Source organism: Lentzea sp. NPDC060358 (assembly GCF_042725365.1).
In the GTDB taxonomy this organism is placed as follows: Bacteria; Actinomycetota; Actinomycetes; order Mycobacteriales; family Pseudonocardiaceae; genus Lentzea.
Map to the genome: position 1 here is coordinate 22581 of NZ_JBHXCW010000001.1, position 19562 is coordinate 42142.

Annotated in this window: 20 protein-coding genes and 1 pseudogene; 7 read left to right on the top strand and 14 right to left on the bottom strand. The window is 64.4% G+C overall.

Going from position 1 to position 19562, the window contains the following annotated elements:
- Nucleotides 1-234 precede the first annotated feature (234 nt).
- Nucleotides 235-573, bottom strand: a complete 339-nt coding sequence (locus ACFWGZ_RS00095; protein WP_382449210.1) for a winged helix-turn-helix transcriptional regulator — start codon at nt 571-573, stop codon at nt 235-237.
- Between the two features lie 118 nt (nt 574-691).
- Here ACFWGZ_RS00095 and ACFWGZ_RS00100 point away from each other — a divergent pair, with 118 nt between their 5' ends.
- Nucleotides 692-1399 (top strand): alpha/beta fold hydrolase, encoded by a 708-nt coding sequence (locus ACFWGZ_RS00100; protein WP_382449308.1) that lies wholly within the window; start codon nt 692-694, stop codon nt 1397-1399.
- A 177-nt stretch (nt 1400-1576) separates the two neighbouring features.
- Here the strand turns inward: ACFWGZ_RS00100 and ACFWGZ_RS00105 are convergent, their stop codons facing one another.
- A complete protein-coding gene (locus ACFWGZ_RS00105; protein WP_382449211.1) occupies nt 1577-1708 on the bottom strand; it encodes a hypothetical protein in 132 nt (43 codons plus the stop codon).
- Nucleotides 1709-1782: 74 nt separating this feature from the next.
- Between ACFWGZ_RS00105 and ACFWGZ_RS00110 the strand changes: the two genes are divergently transcribed.
- Nucleotides 1783-1950 (top strand): STAS domain-containing protein, encoded by a 168-nt coding sequence (locus tag ACFWGZ_RS00110; RefSeq protein ID WP_382449309.1) that lies wholly within the window; start codon nt 1783-1785, stop codon nt 1948-1950.
- A gap of 26 nt (nt 1951-1976) precedes the next feature.
- Here the strand turns inward: ACFWGZ_RS00110 and ACFWGZ_RS00115 are convergent, their stop codons facing one another.
- The 6 genes from ACFWGZ_RS00115 to ACFWGZ_RS00140 all read right to left on the bottom strand — a co-directional run bounded on the left by ACFWGZ_RS00115 (nt 1977) and on the right by ACFWGZ_RS00140 (nt 5965).
- Nucleotides 1977-2774: an MBL fold metallo-hydrolase gene (locus ACFWGZ_RS00115; RefSeq protein ID WP_382449212.1), complete on the bottom strand. Its 798-nt coding sequence runs from the start codon at nt 2772-2774 to the stop codon at nt 1977-1979.
- A 6-nt stretch (nt 2775-2780) separates the two neighbouring features.
- The gene (locus ACFWGZ_RS00120; RefSeq protein WP_382449213.1) at nt 2781-2975 is read right to left on the bottom strand and encodes a hypothetical protein; all 195 of its coding nucleotides are present in this window, start codon (nt 2973-2975) and stop codon (nt 2781-2783) included.
- Nucleotides 2976-3142: 167 nt separating this feature from the next.
- Nucleotides 3143-3712, bottom strand: coding sequence for a hypothetical protein (locus ACFWGZ_RS00125; RefSeq protein WP_382449214.1), 570 nt, complete (start codon nt 3710-3712; stop codon nt 3143-3145).
- A 14-nt stretch (nt 3713-3726) separates the two neighbouring features.
- Complete coding sequence (locus ACFWGZ_RS00130) at nt 3727-4875, bottom strand: zinc-dependent alcohol dehydrogenase (protein ID WP_382449215.1); 1149 nt, start codon at nt 4873-4875, stop codon at nt 3727-3729.
- Between the two features lie 30 nt (nt 4876-4905).
- The gene (locus ACFWGZ_RS00135; RefSeq protein ID WP_382449216.1) at nt 4906-5586 is read right to left on the bottom strand and encodes a DUF5335 family protein; all 681 of its coding nucleotides are present in this window, start codon (nt 5584-5586) and stop codon (nt 4906-4908) included.
- Nucleotides 5587-5728: 142 nt separating this feature from the next.
- Complete coding sequence (locus ACFWGZ_RS00140; protein ID WP_382449217.1) at nt 5729-5965, bottom strand: DUF2795 domain-containing protein; 237 nt, start codon at nt 5963-5965, stop codon at nt 5729-5731.
- Nucleotides 5966-7901: 1936 nt separating this feature from the next.
- Here ACFWGZ_RS00140 and ACFWGZ_RS00145 point away from each other — a divergent pair.
- Nucleotides 7902-8660, top strand: a complete 759-nt coding sequence (locus ACFWGZ_RS00145) for a hypothetical protein (protein ID WP_382449218.1) — start codon at nt 7902-7904, stop codon at nt 8658-8660.
- Between the two features lie 301 nt (nt 8661-8961).
- Complete coding sequence (locus ACFWGZ_RS00150; RefSeq protein ID WP_382449219.1) at nt 8962-9579, top strand: integrase core domain-containing protein; 618 nt, start codon at nt 8962-8964, stop codon at nt 9577-9579.
- A 240-nt stretch (nt 9580-9819) separates the two neighbouring features.
- Here ACFWGZ_RS00150 and ACFWGZ_RS00155 read toward each other — a convergent pair whose 3' ends face one another.
- Nucleotides 9820-11037, bottom strand: a complete 1218-nt coding sequence (locus tag ACFWGZ_RS00155) for an SEFIR domain-containing protein (protein WP_382449220.1) — start codon at nt 11035-11037, stop codon at nt 9820-9822.
- Nucleotides 11038-11050: 13 nt separating this feature from the next.
- On the opposite strand from ACFWGZ_RS00155, the gene ACFWGZ_RS00160 reads away from it, so the two are divergent.
- Nucleotides 11051-11944 carry a 3-hydroxyacyl-CoA dehydrogenase NAD-binding domain-containing protein gene (locus ACFWGZ_RS00160; RefSeq protein WP_382449221.1) on the top strand — a complete coding sequence of 298 codons (894 nt, stop codon included), beginning with the start codon at nt 11051-11053 and terminating at the stop codon, nt 11942-11944.
- Nucleotides 11945-12046: 102 nt separating this feature from the next.
- Here the strand turns inward: ACFWGZ_RS00160 and ACFWGZ_RS00165 are convergent, their stop codons facing one another.
- Complete coding sequence (locus ACFWGZ_RS00165) at nt 12047-13168, bottom strand: DUF2867 domain-containing protein (protein WP_382449222.1); 1122 nt, start codon at nt 13166-13168, stop codon at nt 12047-12049.
- Nucleotides 13169-13229: 61 nt separating this feature from the next.
- Nucleotides 13230-13433, bottom strand: a pseudogene (locus ACFWGZ_RS00170) (SDR family oxidoreductase); the annotation flags it as partial.
- 130 nt (nt 13434-13563) lie between these two features.
- Here ACFWGZ_RS00170 and ACFWGZ_RS00175 point away from each other — a divergent pair.
- Both ACFWGZ_RS00175 and ACFWGZ_RS00180 read left to right on the top strand, forming a co-directional pair.
- Nucleotides 13564-13932, top strand: a complete 369-nt coding sequence (locus ACFWGZ_RS00175; RefSeq protein WP_382449223.1) for a hypothetical protein — start codon at nt 13564-13566, stop codon at nt 13930-13932.
- 1430 nt (nt 13933-15362) lie between these two features.
- The gene (locus tag ACFWGZ_RS00180; protein ID WP_382449224.1) at nt 15363-17303 is read left to right on the top strand and encodes an ATP-binding protein; all 1941 of its coding nucleotides are present in this window, start codon (nt 15363-15365) and stop codon (nt 17301-17303) included.
- Nucleotides 17304-17463: 160 nt separating this feature from the next.
- Here the strand turns inward: ACFWGZ_RS00180 and ACFWGZ_RS00185 are convergent, their stop codons facing one another.
- From ACFWGZ_RS00185 to ACFWGZ_RS00195, 3 genes are read right to left on the bottom strand one after another with little or no spacing between them, the layout of a single operon-like run.
- A complete protein-coding gene (locus ACFWGZ_RS00185; protein WP_382449225.1) occupies nt 17464-17838 on the bottom strand; it encodes a hypothetical protein in 375 nt (124 codons plus the stop codon).
- A gap of 34 nt (nt 17839-17872) precedes the next feature.
- Nucleotides 17873-18196: a hypothetical protein gene (locus tag ACFWGZ_RS00190; RefSeq protein ID WP_382449226.1), complete on the bottom strand. Its 324-nt coding sequence runs from the start codon at nt 18194-18196 to the stop codon at nt 17873-17875.
- A 25-nt stretch (nt 18197-18221) separates the two neighbouring features.
- A complete protein-coding gene (locus tag ACFWGZ_RS00195) occupies nt 18222-19286 on the bottom strand; it encodes a hypothetical protein (protein ID WP_382449227.1) in 1065 nt (354 codons plus the stop codon).
- Between the last annotated feature and the right edge of the window lie 276 nt (nt 19287-19562).

Below are 19562 nucleotides of genomic sequence, written 5' to 3' on the forward strand. Positions count from 1 at the left end.
AGCCTTGTCCTGTCACGGTGAGCAGGCAAGACCGACCAGATGCTGAGACCCGCGCGCCGTCAGCTCAAGACGATCGTGCCGAACGCCTCGCCGGTACACGGCGCGTGTCCTCGGAGGCCATTGTCGCGACGCTGAAAGTCGCAAACGACGAAGACTTCTGCAACGTCGCCATGAACGGTGCCGTGATTCCGTGTCACGAGGCTGGTTGTGCGTCGTGCGCGGCTTCCTGCCCGTTCATCGGTTGTCGTAGTCGGCGCGAGCAGCGGTTATGTCCGGCAGGTTCGTGATGCTCCACTCGAGCAGGGGCGCGGTCGCCTCCCGCAGGGTCCGGCCCATGGTGGTCAGTTCGTAGCTGACGTGCGGTGGCATGACTTCGAGGACCGTGCGCGTCAGGATTCCGTCGCGTTCGAGGTCGCGCAACGTCACGGTGAGCATGCGCTGGCTGATGCCGTCGACGGCTCGCTTCAGTTCGGTGAACCGACGCGGCCCGTCCTTGAGCATGCGCACGATCAGCAGCGCCCACTTGTCCCCGACGATCCCGAGGACTTCGCGGGCCTGGCACGGGTCCTGCATGGTTACCTCCTGAGAACCGGGGCACCGAAAAGTGCCGTATTGCCCGGTGCGCGTCGTGCGGATCACGATGTTCTCGGTTACCAAAGGGTACCGAGGCACGAGGAGGAACCGCACGACCATGGCTACATTTCTGCTGGTACACGGCGCCTGGCACAGCGGGCAGGCCTGGGACCGCGTGGTTCCGCTGCTGGAGTCGGCCGGACACCGGGTGCTCGCGCCGTCGCTGACCGGCTACGGCGACAAGGCACACCTGCTGAGCCCGGAGGTCGGGCTCGTCACCCACGTCGACGACATCGCCGGCCTGATCGACGACGAGCGTCTCGACGACGTCGTGCTCGTCGGCCACAGCTATGCCGGGATGGTCATCTCGGGGGTCGCCCAGAGAGTCCCGAAGCGGATCGCGCATCTGGTGTTCCTCGACGCGATGGTCCCCGAGGACGGCGAGTCCGCGGTCGACGTACTCCCAGTCACCAAGCGGCTCCTCGATGTCGCCGTGGACGGCTGGCGGGTTCCGCCGATGCCGGAGCAGCCGCCGCCACTCGGCTTGTTCGGCGTCACCGATCCCCAGGACGTCGCCTGGTTGCGCTCGATGCTGTCGGACCACCCGGCGCGATGCCTTCAGGAGCCGGTCCGCCTGGACGACCCTGCCGCCCGCGCGATCCCGCGCACGCACCTCCACTGCGTCGAAGGTCAGCCGGCAGGCATCACCCGGCGACCTGTCCCGGAAGGCGAGCGGGTACGGGAACTGCCGACCGGCCACGACTGCATGATCACCATGCCCGTCGAGCTCACCGGGCTGCTGATCGAGACGGCCCAGAGGCCGTGATGATCGCCACGTGCTCGGCCTTGGAGAGGGCCGAGCCGTCCGGTTGTCGCCGGATTTGCCCAGGAGACGGCGCAGTGCGCGTCCAAATCGGTGGCCGGCGGCTCCTGCTGGTCCATCGACGGCCCTGGGTATGATGTCCGCAGCGGTCCGGCAGGCGTCTACACACCATCTTGGCGGTCAGCCGACGACGTGCGTCGTGAACAGCACCAGCCCCACCGCGAGGAATCCGATCGCCGCAAGGATGCTGCGGATACTCAGGTACGAGCTGTCCAGGGCGGCGCTGTAGAGCAACGGCGGTGGCACCAGCACCAGCCGTGCCGGCCAGTTCAGCCGGCGGGCGACGGACGTGACGACGAGCGCCCGAGGGGCGCTACCGCCTCATCATCGACGTTTCGCAGGTGACCTACTGCGACTCCAGCGGCCTCAGCGCACTGGTGCGCAGCCGGGCAAGAGCTGGCGGGATGACGGGCTCGCTGCGCCTGACGTCTCCTAGTCCGTCCGTTCGGCGACTCTGGGACATCACCGGTCTCACGCGCATGTTCGAGCGCTGAACGGCGCCGCCGTCCTGCCCGCCGGGTCAGTCTCGATTCGGAAACGCGAAGCTGTCCCCGCGCTCCACCACTTGGACGTCGAGCCCGGTCCTGCGCCGCGACACCTCCGCGGTGAAGTCGGACAGCGGTGACTTCATTACGCCGTACTCCTCGTAGTGCACCGGCACGGTGACGCGCGGGTCCAGCAACTCCATCAGGTCCGCCCCCTGCTCGCCGTCCATGGTGAGCAGGACGCCGAGCACCTTGGTGCCGCCGAGGTGCATGACCGCGAGGTCGATGCCGTCGAAACGTTCGCGGATGGCCCGCAGTTCCGGGTGCACGAGTGTGTCGCCGCTGAGGTAGATCCGGAACGGGAGGACGCCCGCCGCCTCTCGGTATTCGAGCATCGTGCCCATGACGGGAGGCAGCAGGCGTCCCAGCGGTCCCAGAGCATGCCTGCCGGGCAACGAGGTGATCGTCAGCTTGGCCGCGCCGCTGGACATCGTGGTCGTCTGCCAGGTGCGCAACGGCGTCGCTTCGCGGAACCCGCGGCGCGACAGGCGTTTCGCCGCGTGCGGGGTGGTGAGCACGGGCAGGTCGTGCGGGAGCTGCCGGCTCGCCACGCGGTCGAAGTGGTCGCCGTGGAAGTGGGAGAGCAGCACGGCGTCCAGCTCGGGCAGGTCGGCGATCTCGACGGCCGGATCGGTGAGCCGGCGCGACACGATGCCCTGACCGATGTGCGTCCACTGACCTTTGTGGAGGAAGTTGGGATCGGTCAGGAGCGTGAACGGCCCGAGCCTGAGCACAGTGGTGGCGTTGCCCACGAAGTGCAGCGAGCCGCGCATGCCGGTTCAGCCCCTGTCCGGGTCGTCTGCGGCCGAGTAGTCGGAGATGCCGACGTTGCCGGTCGGGTTCGGTTCGGGATGCGCGGAGCCGGATCCGCTCCGCCCCGGAACGGTGTCGGCGTCGTCCGCGTCGGCCTCCGCCAAGGACGTGCGGCTCGCGTCGTCGTAGTCCTGCTCCTGTTGCTGCTTTTCGTTGTTCATGCCGGTCGACTACCCCAGTTCCACGCAGATGAACGTGTCCACGCGGGCATCAGGGATGGAAACGGAACGGACGCAGTCGTCCTCTTTCTTCTTGAACGACTAGTAGCCGCGTGCGCCCGTCCCGGTCGTGAACCACTTCGCCCAGGCCGGCACCGCGACGTGCTCACCTACGAGCGGCGGGTCAGCTTCCGCACCAGCGTGACCGCGATCGCGACGGCCAGCACCCACGGTCCGGCCACGATGACCGGGTCCAGGACCTGGTGCTTGACGTCGGACCGCTTCTGGCCGATGCGGGAGGAGAAGCCGTGTCGGGAGAACTCGCTCAGCACCCCCGTCTCGGTGACGGGATTGTCCGGCCGGGCGGTCAGGAACGAGCGCAGGTGGCTCTCCCACGCGTCCACCCGGTCTGCGGCCAGCAGCAGGAGCCAGTGCGCCGCCCGCCCCTCGCTGAACTTCCGGTAGGCGAGCCGGCGGATCACTCCGGACACCCCTTTGGGCGGGCACGAGGTGCCGAAAACGGGAGGGAGGAACTTGTGCTCGATCGAACGTTCCCGCGGCCACTTCTCCGGTTGGCGGTCCGGGAAGTCCCAGTGCGCGCCGGTCCGGTCCTCCTGCCACCGCAGCTTCGGCACCGACGGGCGGTCCTTCGAATCCAGGTCCGCGCCCCAGCCCGGGATCCTGGCTCGCAGCTGGTCGGTGGACTCGGCCAGTGGCGGCTTGTCCGACGTGTAGGTCATGGCGGTCGTCTCCTTCAGGCGGCGTTGGGCACGATCAGCGGCTTGATGCAGCCGTCCAGCTTGGCCGAGAACATGTGGTAGCCCTCGGCGATGTGTTCCAGCGGAATGTGGTGGGTGACCACGTCGCTGGGCTTGAGGTAGCCGTTGCGGATGTGCTCGAACAGCCGCGGCCACTGCCGCTTCACATGGCACTGGTTCATCCGCAGCGTCAGGCCCTTGTTCATGGCGTCGCCGAACTTCACCGCGCTGAACATCGGGCCGTAGGCGCCCACCACCGAAATCGTGCCGCCCTTGCGGACCGAGTCGATGGCCCAGTTGAGCGCCACCGGGGAACCGCCCTGGAGCTTCAGCTTGGCCGCGGTGACGTGTTGCGTGAAGTTGCCGTCCGCCTCCGCGCCCACGGCGTCGATCGCGACGTCCGCGCCGAGGAAATCAGTGGTCTTCTTCATGTGCACCACGACGTCGTCGCACTCGGTGAAGTTCACAGTCTCGGCGTGGGCGAACGCGCGAGCCTTGGCCAGGCGGTACTCGAGGTGGTCCACGACGATGACGCGACCGGCGCCCATCAGCCAGGCCGCCTTCGCCGCGAACAGGCCGACGGGCCCGGCGCCGAAGACCACCACCACGTCACCCTCGACGATGTCGCCGAGCTGCGCCCCGAAATAACCGGTGGACAGCGCGTCCGTGAGCAGGACGGCATCCTCGTCGTCCATCCACTCCGGAATGACGGTCGGCCCCACGTCGGCGAACGGCACCCGGACGTATTCCGCCTGGGCGCCGTCGTAACCGCCGCACGTGTGGGAGTAGCCGTAGATACCGCCAACGGCCGTGGCATTGGGATTGACGTTATGACAGTTGGCGTACAGGCCACGTGCGCAGAACCAGCACGTACCGCAGAAGATGTTGAACGGCACCATGACGCGGTCGCCGGGCGCGAGATTGCGCACCGAAGACCCGACCTCCTCGACCACGCCGATGAACTCGTGCCCGAACGTCATGCCCACACGCGTGTCGGGCATCATGCCGTGGTAGAGATGCAGGTCGGAGCCGCAGATCGCCGCCATCGTGACCCGCACGATCGCGTCGTTCGGGTGCTCGACGACAGGCTGGGCTTTCTCCTCCACGCGGACTTTGTAGGGACCTCGATAGACCATCGCACGCATGGCGTCTCCTTCAGACCGTCACTTCGGTGGTCACCGACCGACGCAACGGGGGGCCACCGCGAAACCGGCAGGTACCCGCTGTTCCGGTGAATAACCTGCCGCGCGCAGGCGAACACCGGTCGCGGTCGGTGGTGGAGACCCTCCGGCGTGACCCACTCCCGCACCGGAGTCGTCGGAAACGATGAGGACGAGGTGCCGGTCCTCATCGCCTCGATCAGTGGCCACCAAGCGGTGCGAAATGATCCGCAAGCAGGTCGAGAGGTGACCGCGGACGTCACGGTCACCTCTAGTCGCGGGCCTCGTCAACGAGTACGAACCTGCCGCAGCCTGAACCGTCCCCGGTCTCGTGCCGTCCGCTGTCGCTCGGGATGCGATGGGCTCAGCCGGCGCGTGGAACGTCACGGGCATCGTGGTGCCGTCCTGCTCGACGATCCGCACCGCAGGTTCGGGGAAATCGGTGGACACGGTGATCTCCACTGGCCGCCACACCATGTGCCGCAGCACCAAGGGATACCGCGCGTCGTCGTCGTCGACGACGACGATCGCCACGTCGTCCTTCGTGTCGTACGCGGCGTAGTTGAACGGCAGCCGCTCGACCTCGGGCTGATCGCCGATCGCCCGGTCGAGCACCTCGATCGTCACCATCTTGCCCTTGACCTGCGCGGTGACCTCGTCCAACGCGCCTTTCCAGTCATCTGCCGCCAGGATCACCCACCCCGCTTCGTGTCGGCTGATTCCACAGCCTCATACCTCCCGGCACCTGTTGTCTTCGACCTCGGAGGTCAGGCCGGCGGCCAGGAGTTCACCCCACCACGGCGGGTCCGACTCGACACGAGGTCGCCCTGACGCCTGTTCACCCGTCCACCTCGTGTTCCGCGAGATGGGTGCGGTGCTTGCGCGCCGCACGCGCCTGAACCGCGCGTGCGGATTCGGGCCAGCCCTCAGCGGGCTCGATCCGCACCGACCGGATGACCTCGTTCTCGTTCTCGTAGTCAGCCAGCGGCAGACCGCGCAACGCACGCAGCACGTCCTCGTCGGTTGCCTTGTTCTCGGCGTGCTCGACCAGCTGCTCATTCGCGAATATTGCCATCCGCCTTGAATTGCGTGGACGTATTTTTCGGCACGTACAGGGCCTTGCTGGCGTCTGCAGGCGGCTCGACCCTGTAGGTCTTCTGTATGCATATTGGCAGTGAGGCTGATGTTTCCATCAAACACGCGGCCGATTTGGCTAATTTTATGTCCGAGGTCGGAGTTGGCCCCTGCGCCCATGTGCTCTACCAGCAATTTTCGCTGAATCCTTATGACTTACAGACCCGCAGTCTATGTGTCAGGCAGTGTGGCGGGCGTGCCGCAGTTCGCGGTTCAAGGGGGGACTTGAACCCCCACGTGTGGCAAGCGTGCGCAGTTCGTGTGTTCATGCGCTATTGGATAGCTTGAACCCAGTATAGAGGGCCAGTCTACACTAATCAATCTTTCGGGCTGGTCTGTATCGGCTGGAGCAAGAACTTTCGCGGTGACCTGTTAGACAGCGTGCTGATCTGGAACCAGGCCCATCTGTGCCAGGCGCTGCACGAGAACGAGTGGCACTACAGCGAGCGCCGAGCCCGCCGATAGCTCGCTGGCGCACCACTCCCTGCGGGGCTGGCCCCATCCTGGCGAACCCGCTCAAGATCCAACGCCACGTCATAGACCGACATGATCTTCTCGGCTGAGTCATCCACAAGTGTCGCCATGCACCTACCTGCATGGACGTAGTTTTCGGCACGCACAAGCTCACGGAAACGCAAATCGCGTCGACGGCTGACACCGTCAAGCCTCAGCAGAGGCACCGAACCTGAAGTGGGTCCCAGGCGCCGTGTCAGCATGTCACCACGGATCTGTAACGGTCGTCTCCGCGAGGTCGACTAACTGCAGGGAGGGTTGGATATGGTGCATTGGGTCGCCGCGCAGAGTGTGTCGTTTACAGATGCTGCATCGCTGCTTGCTCCGCCTATAGGATCAAAGTACGGACTCAACATACGCGAAGTCAATTTGAATCTTCTCCTGCATTTTCCGCGAGCAGCCTCGGACTCTGGGATCATCGAAATGAGTTGGGCGAAAAAAGATGCAGAGCGCATAGCTGAAAAGATGCAACTAAAAAGATTGACAGCGCAACACCTGCTCTCTCTGTGTCCCAAGCCTCAGTCTGGTCTGAAGAACCTTGACGTCTGCCAGACTGGCGGGTCTACGGCCAAGCTAATATCGGAAAACCTGCACTACATCGGTGTCCATCGGTCAAACTCTGAACACTGGGTCCTGCGTGATCCGTTATCAGGAGCTATCTACACGTATTGCTGCGTCTCTCCGGTTGGATTTGACGGAAAGCGTCAGTCGATAGAAAGCAAGCTTGGGTGTCAAGCTGGTGAGATAGCGATGATTTCGCGAGTCTACTCATTTTTGCCTGGCATAACAAATTCGATCTCCTATCTGCTATCGCGGGTTGCAAGGAAGTCGTCATTGATTGCCAAGTCCAGATGGATGATTACGACAGTGGATCCAAATCTGGGATTCACGGGCGCTTCCTACGCTTCCTGTAACTGGAAATTCCTGCACTGCCTTCCTTCGCAGCCGTATGCTTATGTCGCTGGAGATTTTGTTACGCACGCCCAGTTGGCGTTAAAGTTTGGTACGTCCGACTATGATGCCCTTAAGGCGCTCCTAGGAACACGGTTCGAGCTGAGTCAATGCCCTCTTCAGGGCCAGCTCCTATTCGGGCGCACTGTGCGACGCGGGAAGGGGAGAGAGTAATGCTTCTAATGTTCATAACTGACGCGCGCCCACGGTATGCCCAGAATCTACATAGCACGTCAGCGCTTCCGCGTGGAGCATGCAATAGATATAGGTACGACAAGGATTATATCGCGCCGAAAACTTGGCTTCAATGGCGCGGCAATGGACTTGTTGGCAGGTCGATACTAATTTCTTATCATCAGGGTAATGACGGTGTGCTGAATTCCGCAGTTGCCGTGCCGGTCCGATTTGGAAAGGTGATCTCGTCTCAGGCGGTAGGTCGCTATGGTGTTATAGACGTTTCGGTCGAAGGATTTGGGGGCGGGCAAGTACCTCCTCAACTTGCGGAGTCTGCGGCGAATCCAGTTTTGGCGCTGGATGGACCGAGATCAGGGCATTTCGTGCTAGAGGTGCCTGACGTTCAAGCGCCTGACCGCGGCGATGATATGAACGATTGGCAAGAAACTGTAACATCACTTGCGTCCTTGGATGCATTCAGAGATGCATCTTTTATCTACTTAGAGCAAATCTGCTACCTGAATGACAATGCTCCAATTTCGCCAACCCTTGCGGGTCAGTATATAGTGCGATCGAATAGTTCGATTGAGGTTGTGCTGCATGCGATCGCCGCGCCAAGGTCCATACCTGCCCATAAGTATCGCTTACAGGTAGACGAGTCTTTACTTCGAGTGGCGCAGCCAGCTGATCTCCAGTTCGGCCACAAATTTAGCACCGAGCGCATTATTATTGAATGCAAGGGGCGTAGACGTAATGAGCTGTCGTACATACAGCTAGTGCCAGATGGAGATACTATCGGCCCACAATTGAGACTTTCTATCGGATTTCGGCAAACCGTCACGCATCGTGCGCTCGACTTTGGTTTTCCTGGCATGGCGGCGGCTCTGGCCGCATCAGCCGGCCTTGTTCCTCCAGGTGCTCCACTATGGATCCGAATACTAATGGTTACGGTTGGTAGTGCTGGTATTGCGATCTCGACGGCGAGGCGTCGCCCGTAGCTGCATAGCGTTGGGCGCTCGGGCTACTCAGACACCATGTGGTGCTGGGAAACGGAGCTGGCCGTGCGGATCTGCTGGAACGCCGGATGTTCTGATAGCTGGGATTGCCGGTATCCATCATGGCGCAGATCCATGGCGAGTTGGTTCGGGTTGGTCATCGTCTGGTGCCTCGACGGTCTGGGAGATCTCGAACCGCGCTGGCATCGATCCGGCGCCGCGGCGATATGGTCCGACCTGGCGCGAGTTTCTGACCGCGTAGGCCGAGGGGATCATCGCGGCGGACTTCTTCCACGTCGACACCGTGCTCGGCGCACGTCTGTACGTGCTGGCGTTTCTTGAACACGGCACCAGGCGCTTGCGCATCACCGGTGTCACCGCGCATCCGACGCGGGAGTGGACGGTGCAGCAGGCGAGGAACCTGGCCGGAGAGCTCGGAGTGCGCATGGCGTCTCTCCGCTTCCTGCTGCGTGACCGCGACGGTAAGTATGGCGACGCGTTCGACGCCGTATTTGAGGCAGAGGAACTGCGAGTGATTGCGATTGCGCCGCAAGCTCCGCGGATGAACGCGCATTGCGAACGGATCATCGGCAGCATTCGCCGTGAGATTCTCGACCACGTTCTCATTCTGGGAGAGTGCCATGCGCGTCAGGTACTTGCGGCATACCAGAAGCACTACAACAGGCACAGGCCTCGCCAGGCCCGTGACCAGCTACCGCCAGACGTTCACGAGTATCCGGCAGCGGCGCATGATCTTGACGGCGCTGGCCGTCGACCTATCCGCACGCGGATCCTTGGTGGGGTGATCAACGAGTACCGATACCGCTTGAGCTGCAGCGATGACTTTCCGAGCGGTACACGATCGAGAAAAGGACGTCGTCGGTTCTGGTGGGGGAGCGGAAGGAGGCCGCGGCGTGGGTGACGTTGTTTCGGCCGTCCTCCGGGCCGAGTTTCGTCTCGGGCTGACCTGATCTACGTGGTGGCCGTGGGCCCGACCGCGACCGCTCACCCTGCGCGGGCGGTGTCGGTGATCCCGGCCTGGAGCGTCGACGGCCGCTCACCAGGCCTCAGCTACCCCGACAAACATCGAGCTTGATCGCGCGTTGCGGCTCGAGGAGGCGTCGTGCTTGGTTCGCTGACTACCTTGTCGAGCGGAACAGTGTCAGTGCTGAGGGAATCTGGTGATGAGGCGCTCGACCATCTCCTGCGCGACGGCAGTAGCGGAGCGGGTCAGGTCCCCGATCGTCAGCGACTCCTCGGCCTCGATGCGGATGTTCTTCGTGTTCGACATCGACATCGAGGCCGAATTGCTGGTCAGGTCACTCCGGTGTCCGATGCGAACCGAGTTCGTCGGTTCGATGCCGATGGCGGGTGCGAACTGGTCCGGCAGTGCGTCGTCAAGCTCGAGCAGCAGGTGAAGCATGGTGGCGATGTCCGCTGCGGCGTCGTCTCGGATGAGCACGTTGCCGATGGTCGCTTTTGGCAGTGTCCGCCAAGCCGAGCGTTGTCCGTTGCGCACGACGGCGAGGCTGGCGCCGCTTCCGGTGCGCGGGTCGTAGTGGCTGACCTGTGCGATGTCCTCGGTCAGGCGATTCTGCACTCCCTCGGTGTCCGGGGCCAAGCCGTGCTGTCGTATCGCGGAGGGAAGGCGGTCGCCGAGCGTGCGCAGGCGGCTTGAGGGGATGCGGGCAGCGTCGGTGACGGGAGCCAGGTGAAGCTCCACCGTTGCCGACCAATCGGGTAGCCATTGGTTGCCCACGGCCATGATTTCCGTACGCCACATGACCGGAACGGGCGTCGGCAGCACTCGCCACTCTGGTTCGGTAGATGCGGTCTCGTGAACGGCGGGGGCGGGGTGTGGTGGCAACTTCGGCAGCTCGCCGAGCGGTGGACGCGATACGCGGGGTTGGCTTGTGATGAGGCGGAGCAGGGTGTCGATGCCGTCCAGGGTTAGGTCTTCGACGCGGTAGTGGCTCAGTGCGTAGGGGCCGACGAAGTCCGGGAGCTCGTCGATGGTGCCGCCGGGGAGGACGACCGGCAGGATCTTCTTGGTCCACTTCGGCCGGTCGCGCTGGAGGAGGTCTCGGATGACGGTCATCTCCGCCTGGACACCGCGGTTCTGGTCGGCAGGCGCGGTCCCGTCGCCGACAGCCTTCATTCGCGGCGAGGCAACGATGATGACGAAGTCGGACTCCGTGACAAGGCGGTGCGCCCACTCGTTCCAGTCCTGCCGGGTTTCCTCCGCGTACTGGTCGATCTCCGCATCGACGCCGTAGGACCGGAGCAGGTCGGCGAGGCTGCGGACGGCATTCTTGTGTGCCGGCGAGTCCTGGGCGTACGCGATGAAGACCTTGGGGTGGTGTCCGGGAACGGCGCTCACGCCCGAAGGTTACGTGGCGTCGACGGTTCTCTTGCGCAACGACGCAGGGAAACTCGACGGGTCGGTCCGGGACGCGGCATTGCGGCGGTTGATCTGGACAACCGACCTGGTCGACCTCGCCGACCGACACCTGGTGATCGAGGCGGTGGCGGAGGACGAGTCGGCCAAGCTCGAAGTCTTCCGCCGGGTGAACGAGGTCGTCATCTCCGACGAGGCCATCTTGGCCACCAACACCTCGTCGATCCCGGTGATGAAGCTGGCGATGACCACGTGGCGCCCGGCGAACTTGGTGGGAGTGCACTTCTTCAACCCTGTAACGGTCCTGGATCTCGTTGAACTGGTGCCGTCACTGGTCACCAGCGCCGAGCCCGCGCAGCGCACCAAGGAGTTCACGGAGAAGCGCCTGGCGAAGCGGGTGGTCCGAGTACAGGACCGCGCGGGTTTCGTGGTCAACGCCCTGCTGGTCCCCTACGTGCTCGACGCGATCCGCATGGTCGAGTCCGGCTTCGCCTGTGGGGTGCCAGAACTCTGCAGCCACACGCTGACCTGCGGTGATCAGTTCTGTCATCCTGCGGGCATGATCGTGGGCGTGGCGCTGCGCTGCGACTGCTGTATCTCGTCTTTGTTCGGCTCGGTTCTCGCGGAAGCCGGCATTGATGTTGTGAAGATCCGGCCGAGGTGTTCGCGGGCCAACTGCCACGCGGAACGGTTTGTCGGCACTGTAAGGCGAGAGCTCACCGACCGGCTGCTGTTCGTCAACCAGCGGCACCTGACGTCAGTGCAGTACCCGCTACGTATCCCACTACAACCCGATCACCCGACCGGAGACCCAGGCTGTAGATCCGGATGTCGTCGTCGGCGAGTGCTTGGCGGCCTGATTAACAAGTACGAACCTGCAGCGGCTTGATCCGCAGGTCAGGCCCGTTGAGCCATGTTGTGGCACCCCACAGGGACGAGGTAACGCAGTTATTCGCGCAGGCGCCGGACCGCCCGACCTGGTCGTGAACAGTCAGCGCCGCCGGCCTGCTCCGGCGCTGAGCCGGTGTGCCGCGGAGGCCTTGACGATTCCGAGTGCCATCGTCGCGAACACGATGTCGTGCAACGGCTTCTGCGTCATCCAGTACAGCTGGCCCAGCAGCCCGTCCACGGTGAACGTGACCTTCTGCCGGTACCGCGTCTGCTCGTCCTCACGGTCGACGCGCATGTCCAGCTCGGTGTGGCCGGGCATCTTCATGTCCGCCCTCAGCACGAGGTGCCGGGCCTCGTAGTCGCGGTGCACGACGGTCCAGAAGTCGATCACGTCGCCTGCGCCGACCTCGGGTGCCCGGTAGAGACCGATTCCGCCAAGCAGGTGGTCGAGCGCGCCGCAGACCGTCCACACGAGAGGAACGGTGTGCCAGCCGTCCTTGCCGCCCAACGAGTTCACCGTGCGCCACACGTCCTGCGGTGACGCGTCGGTCAGCACCGTTCGTTCTTCGCTGTACACCTCGCCGTCGGTGTCCTCGGAGTGCGAGGTGGTCGCGGCGCGGATGGCGTTCTCGATGCTCGTCACGCCACCGGACGGAGAGGGCAGCACCTTGGTGGCGGGCCTGCCGGTGGCCGTGAGGTCGTGGTCCAGCGAATCGAACAGCGGTTCCGCGACCGCCGCCGACACGGGCGTCACCAGGCCGGCGACCTGCGCGGCGAGCTTGTGCGACCACAACGGTGCCGGCACCGGCAGGCGGACCGGCAGCCGCAGCACGTGCGCGCATCGCTGCACCAGTTCGAGGTAGGTGATCAGCTCCGGGCCGACCAGGTCGAACACGCCGTCGACCGGTTCCGCGAGGTTCGCCGCGGCCACCAGGAAGTGCACGACGTCGCCGACCGCGATCGGCCGGCTGGCGTTGTGCATCCACGACGGCATCGGCACCCACGGTGTGAGCCGCGCGGTCGACCGCAGCAGCTCGAAGCTCGTCGAACCGGCACCGATGATCATCGAGGCCTGCAGCACGAGCGCGGGCACCGTTCCCGCCGCCAGCACGTCGCCGACCTCGGCGCGCGAGGCGAAGTGGGAGGAGGGGGAGTCGGGACGAGGCCCGCCGACGTAGACGACCTGCCGCACTCCCGCGTCCGCGGACGCAGACTCCAGCACGGCGGCTGCCCTCGCGGTCGACGGCGGCGAAATCGGGGCGGTCCAGCGAGTGTACGAGGAAGTACGCGACGTAGACGCCTGCCAATGCCTTGCGCACGGCCTGGGGATCGGTGGCGTTACCGACGTGTGCCAGTGCGCTGGTGGGGAACCTGGCCGTGTCGGTGTGGTCGCGCACCAGCACGATGACCTCGTGGCCGTGGGCGAGGAGTTCGGGCACCAGCCGCGATCCGAGATGCCCGGTCGCGCCCATCACCAGGCACGTCATTCGACGTCCGGTCCGGGCAGCAGGTCTTCGTCGCGGTGGGTCACAGGTGTGACTGCCCACTTTCGGGCGAGCGCAATCGTCCGTTCACGAACGAGGGACGGCGCGATTGCCGGAACCAGCCCAGCCCTGCTTGACCGTCCACGTCGCGCCCGGCATGCTAGCGCCGAGCTGGGCCGTCACCGACTGGGCGGAGATCGTCAGCCTCTACGACGTGATGCTCCGGTTGTGGCCGTCCCCGGTGGTCGCGCTCAACCGCGCCGTCGCGGTCGGCCTGCGCGACGGCCCCCAGGCCGGACTCGACGCGCTGACGCCGTTGCCGACCGATCCGGCCCTGGCCACCTACGGCTACCTCAGCGCCGCCCGTGCCGACTTCCTGCGCCGGCTGGAGAACTGGCCGCAGGCCGCGACGGCGTACGAGGAAGCGCTGACCCTGACCGGCAACGAGGCCGAACGCGCCTTTCTCGCCGGACGGCTGGCCGAGGTCGCGCGCCACCTGTGACCGCGGTGACTTGAGACCAAGTGTCGTGGTCCTCGTCCCACAGGCCGCGTGTCTGGTGTGGTGCGCCGGTTCTCCTGATCGGGCCGGACTGACCTCGCTGAGAGGCACGCAGCGGGTGCTGGAGCTGACTGCAGTCGGTGGTAACGCTGTAGTGGATTTCGGCTCCGACCACCTGCGGCGGCTTAGCCATGCTCACGAGTCCAGAACTGCCGCCGGGCCCGGACGTTGTTCGACGGGAACGTGGACCGGTCGCTGCTCGACTCGGTCATGCCCCCGGTGCTCGACGCGCGGATCATGGACGACGGGCAGGCCAACGTAGGGGACAGGTTCACGAGTTCGCTGGTTGGTAGACGCGCTACGACGGCCTGTGCCACGTCGGCGCGACCAAACCATTGTGGCGCCGGCGATGCTGGACTTGCAGGTTGAACTGACAGTCGACCCGCGCACCCCTCCTGACAGCACTGTCGTGGACGGTGACGCCGTGAACCTGACGTACGCCAACCCGTAAGGAATGAGCCGGCGTCACCGTTAGCTCCGGTCCATCATGGACACCCGATGGCCGCTCGACCATCCGGGTGAGGTTATGTTCTTATCTTGGCTAACGATCTGTTTTGGTCCCACACTTCTTGTTGAGGTACCGAGCACACGGCAAATCGCAGTGGGTATGCACGGCCGCCGGGTATCTCCGCCATCCTCCTCAACGCCGCGCGGGTTGGGGAGGCCGACACCCACCCGTCATGAATGCGTCGGCGGAGGCAGCTGATGAAGGACGAAGAACACGTGCTGGACGATGAGCCCGAACCTAAGCGTGGAGAGGAGCGAAACCAGCCTGTAAGGAGTTCCCCGTTGAGGCATGTCGCCGTCTTGTTCGCACTCCTTGTCCAGGTCGCCACACTGGTCGGTGAGATCAGCGATCTGTACAGGTGACGGAGAGGTGGCATGCGTACCCCGATCGTGTCAGCTGTTGAGCTCCGGTGGATTCCGGGGGAGAGAGAATACCTGCGTGAAATGAACCCGCGGGTAGCAAGCTAACGCGGATTGTTTGTTCAAGTGGGCATGGATAACTTGCCGCCAAATTGGAGGCCAATCACGCAACTGTGGTGATACGCGGCCGCAGCCGTTGACGACGCGGCAAGTGTTCAGCGGGGCCTGGGTTGCGACGAGCATTCGGGCGATGATGGTGCCGCCCCACACTGCGGTTGCCCGCGCGCGGGCAGTGGACGGTGTTCCCTACCGCGATTGCCGGAAGGTGTTGTCGGCTGAAGGTCCGCCCGGTGGGCAGTCGGATCACGACGCCCTTCCGGGCGGTTCGGCGGACCGAAGCCTGGCAGCTAGTGCGGCGCCTGGACCTGGTTGTACCTAGGTAGATCGCGTGGCGAATGGGAATTCCACTCTGCATGGCCTTCACAGGTCTGCGGTACAACGAACATGTGGAGGAGCATGTGCAGAACGAGGTGAGCGGCGATGTTCACGGCACGGTGGTGCAGGTACGTGACATCTACCTGTATCCGCCTGTCCCGACCGCGCTTGCCGGGCTGCCACTGGTCGCCACTGAGTTCACCGGTCGGTCCGCTGATCTCAGCGTTGTCGCTGAGGCGCTGAGCAGTCCTCAGCCCGTTGTGGTGTCGACCGGTCTCGCGGGGGTCGGCAAGACGACGCTCGTCGTCAAGGCCGCTCACAACGCGGTTGCCGAAGGTCGGTTTCCCGGTGGTGTGTTGTTCATAGACCTTCAGGGCTACTCGACTGGTACCCGCGTCGAACCGCTTACGGCACTCTCCGTCTTTCTTGGCGCGCTCGGTGTGCTGCAGGTGCCTGCGTCGCAACAGGAACGGGAGATGGCCTACCGCTCGCGGCTGGCCGGTCACAGGCCGATGTTGATCGTGCTGGACAACGCGTCAACGGCGGACCAGGTCCGGCCGTTGCTCCCGCCGGGAGGACAGCATCGCGTGCTGGTGACGAGCCGTCACACCTTGGGCGACCTGCACGGCGCCCGCAGGATCACGATTGACGTGTTGTCGGCCGCCGACTCGGTCGCGATGCTGGAGAACCTGCTGCGGGCCGCTGACCCGATGGACACGCGGCTGGCGTCAGCGTCGGAGACCGCGTGCGAGATCGCGGACTTGTGCGGACGGCTGCCGCTGGCGCTCGGCATCGTTGCGGCGTTGCTCTCGGACGATCCAGGCTTGCAGCCGGGAGAAGTCGTCGCGTTGCTTCGAGAAACCCGACTCAACGAGTTGCGTTACGACGAGAACCTCGCAGTGCGATCCGCGTTCGATCTCTCGCACAACCGGCTTCCGCCTGCCGAACAGCGGCTGTTCCGGTTGCTGTCTCTCAACCCGGGCAGGCAGATCAGCACCGACGCCGCCGCGGCTCTTGCTGGACAACCGCTTCCGGCCACCAGAAGGCTGCTGGCCGGTCTACGTCGCGCGCACATGATCGAGAACGGGGATCCGCACGGCTGGTTCCGGTTCCACGACCTGTTGCGGCTGTACGCGGCGGAACGCGTCGACAGCGAATCGGACGAGGAGCGTGGGGGCGCACTCGCCCGCCTGGTCTGCCACTACGTCACCGCGGCTGAGCTGTCCGCGCAGCAGCGACCGGTCAAGGAGACCCGCGGGCAGGCCCAACGGTGGTTGCAGACTGAACGCCCCAACCTGGTCGGCGCCGTCGGACTCGCTCACCGGTTGGGCCGCTGCAACGACGTACTTCGGCTCGCGTTCGCGATGGGTACGTTTCTCTTCTATCGCCGCCGCAACGGTGAGGAGGGGCTCGCGGCGTTCGACCTGGCCCTCGACGCGGCGGTCCAGTTGGGTGACCGTGACAGCGAGGCCAAGGCGTTGCGCGGGCTCGGCCGGATCTACCGGGAGATGAACCACTACACCGCGGCGCGCGTGCGGTTTGACGCGGCTGTGGTGCTGAGCCGGGAGTTGGGTGACTCCAGCGGAGAAGGCAGGGCGTTGCACAACCTTGCCGCGCTTGCGAAACAACAGAACAACTTCCGGTCGGCATGGAAGCAGTACCGCCGGGCGCTCGCTGTCTACCGCGACGCTGGCGAGCGTGTCGGCGAGGCGCAGGTCTACTTCAACATGGGCGCGCTGGCCAAGGCGCAGGAGGAATCGGTTCTCGCGTCCGCTCACTTCCTGACCTGCGCCGAGATCTCCGCGGAGATCGGGAGGCACGAGCTGGAGGGCAGGGCGCACAAGCGGATCGCGTTGATCGCCCTGGACGCGGACGACCGCGAGACCGCGTTGAAGCACCTCGATCTCGCCCGTGCTACCTATCTCAATGGCGGGGAGGAACGCCGCGCTCAGCTGCTTCGTCCGCTGTTCCGGAAGGCTCAGCGACGTAGAAGTCCACGCGAACCAAGGTGATCTCTGGCCGGGCCCTCGCGGTTGTGTGCCTCAGTGAGACTCCGGTCGTGTGCAAGCAGTTGCTCGAGCACTCGACCGAACGCTCACCAGTGCGGTGCCGGCACGTACAGGCACGACACGAGGCTTTGGCATTGACTGCAGCTGTTCCAGCGGCCTCCGTTCATGTCGTGGCATCTAGCACAGCGTTGGTGCGTACTGGCCTCTCCAGTAACCGATACAGCCTCGTCCGGCGGACCGAGCAGGCACGCGTCGTCTGGGGGATGAACTCGTGACACCAGTGTTGGCAGAGCGTCGAATCATCGTTGTGGTAGACGTCGCGGAGTTCACCCGTCCGGATCGAACCGTGTCCGACCAGCTCACTGTGCAAAACGGCCTCTACGACGTGTTGAGGAGTGCGTTCAGCGGCATTGGTGCTGATACAGACACGTTCGAGATGGAGGATCGCGGTGACGGCGCGTTGATCTTGATCCCCGCTGACTTTCCCAAGCGACAACTGGTCGAGGTACTCCCGGATCGGCTGGTCGAGGAACTCCACCGGTACAACGCGACGAAACACGGGGCGGCCAAGATCAAGCTGCGACTGGCCTTGCACGAGGGAGAGATCCCTCGAGCTCTTGAGTGTGCTGCCTCCGGGCTGCCAGGTACAGAGCGAACAGGCCCCCGCCACCGACGGCGACACCTGAGACCACCTTGACAACATCGAGCTGTGCAGTGGCCAGATCCTTGCCGGCAAGACCAGCTTTGCCCACCCACCACCAAAGCGCCGCGAACACTGCGCCGCTAACCAGCAAGACAAGGCTGGCGACGACCGGAACCGTCCACTGCGGCAACGGCTTTCGCCTGTGCAGCACGCCCGACTCATCCATCATGTCGGTCTTGTCGTCTGCGGACATGCGGGCGCTACACCCCCTTCGACGGTCATGGGGTCGTCGGATGGTCCCCGTCGAAGACCTTGGCCGCTCTGAGCCTGCGAACAGTCTCGGGATTCAACACCAAGGCGGTCGAGTCGCTGGGCAGGACTACGCTGCCTGGTGCATATCCCTTGAACGTGGTGCTGCGTGGTGACTTCGAGGTTGGCCACTGGCCCGCGGGTTGGGGAACGAGCGCAGGGTTGGCGCGGCGTGTTGTCCAGGCCTGCTCGCAAGCCATGAATGTACCCAAGATCGCGACGTTCACCGATCCGACAACGCCGGCCAGCGTTGTTTGGGAGTCTTCGGTGAGCAGCAACGACGAGACCCCTCGAGCTGACCGGAATCCCAGTGTCTCCGCGAAGTCGGGTTGCCGGGGAAGTGGCTTTGCCACCTTGTCAGCGGCGACCACAAGGTTCATCTTGAGGCGTGATGCGCGGTGAACGCGGTCGTTGCGGCTGAACTGTGTCCACTCAAGCCACCCGTCCGGCCCTGCGTGCCGCAACGAAGATCTGGTGGCGCGGAGGAGAGCTCCCTGCACGTCGTCGGGATCGAGGCTGCTCGCCGTGATCTTCAGTTTTCCTCTCACGTCGGGCCCGGGATAATCGGGTCCGTCTGCGAACGGCTGCAGGTAGCCGAGATCGGCGCGGAGGATGCTGGCCTCGAACCCTCCAACTCCAACGACGACCCCGGCCAAGGCATCCAGGATTGATCCACAGGCGCGAAGGACTCCTGTTTCGTGAGCATGGACCTGAGCGTCTCGGCGCGACGAGACTTCGTTGAAGAACCCGTTAAGCGAGCTTGCCTCTTTGAGATGCTGTAGTAGCGCGGCGTCGGCTTCGCCGCGGATCTCGTCGTGGTCTGCCAGGTGCACGGCCGCAGACTGAAGGTTGTCTGCGACCGCGACGGTCAGGCCGTACAGGTAGTCCGCGATGCCGGTGATCACCACGTCGCTGAGGTTGTAGTTGTGCCACCACAGAAAACCGCCCAGGTCGACGTCGAAGTCCGCCTCCAGGAGCCGTTGCAGGGACGCGGTGGCGTCAAGGGCTTCGCGTACAGGCCGCTCGAATCTCACATTCTCCCTCCCATACCACCAGGCCCTGGTTCTCAGGCGCCGGCTGCTATCTTGTGCTCCCATATCACCACGATGCCGTGGGATTGGGCACGTGCATTTACGTGAAGCAACGCTTCTGGGCGGTCTCGGGCGCTCTTCCCATCACATGTCGAAGGCGGGCGCTTCACGAAGCCCGTCCCGCGGTCGGCTTGTGGGACGGGGCCGACGCTGCAAGCCAAGACCGCCACCAGCTACGACGTACGCATGGGACACGGGACATGCACGGTCGGCGTTGTC

Bases quoted from the DNA above. Each gene is read 5' to 3' on its own strand.
- ACFWGZ_RS00120 (WP_382449213.1), bottom strand. From the start codon at position 2,975: ATGAACAACGAAAAGCAGCAACAGGAGCAGGACTACGACGACGCGAGC.
- ACFWGZ_RS00125 (WP_382449214.1), bottom strand. From the start codon at position 3,712: ATGACCTACACGTCGGACAAGCCGCCACTGGCCGAGTCCACCGACCAG.
- ACFWGZ_RS00190 (WP_382449226.1), bottom strand. From the start codon at position 18,196: ATGTCCGCAGACGACAAGACCGACATGATGGATGAGTCGGGCGTGCTG.
- ACFWGZ_RS00140 (WP_382449217.1), bottom strand. From the start codon at position 5,965: ATGGCAATATTCGCGAATGAGCAGCTGGTCGAGCACGCCGAGAACAAG.
- ACFWGZ_RS00130 (WP_382449215.1), bottom strand. From the start codon at position 4,875: ATGCGTGCGATGGTCTATCGAGGTCCCTACAAAGTCCGCGTGGAGGAG.
- ACFWGZ_RS00115 (WP_382449212.1), bottom strand. From the start codon at position 2,774: ATGCGCGGCTCGCTGCACTTCGTGGGCAACGCCACCACTGTGCTCAGG.
- ACFWGZ_RS00095 (WP_382449210.1), bottom strand. From the start codon at position 573: ATGCAGGACCCGTGCCAGGCCCGCGAAGTCCTCGGGATCGTCGGGGAC.
- ACFWGZ_RS00100 (WP_382449308.1), top strand. From the start codon at position 692: ATGGCTACATTTCTGCTGGTACACGGCGCCTGGCACAGCGGGCAGGCC.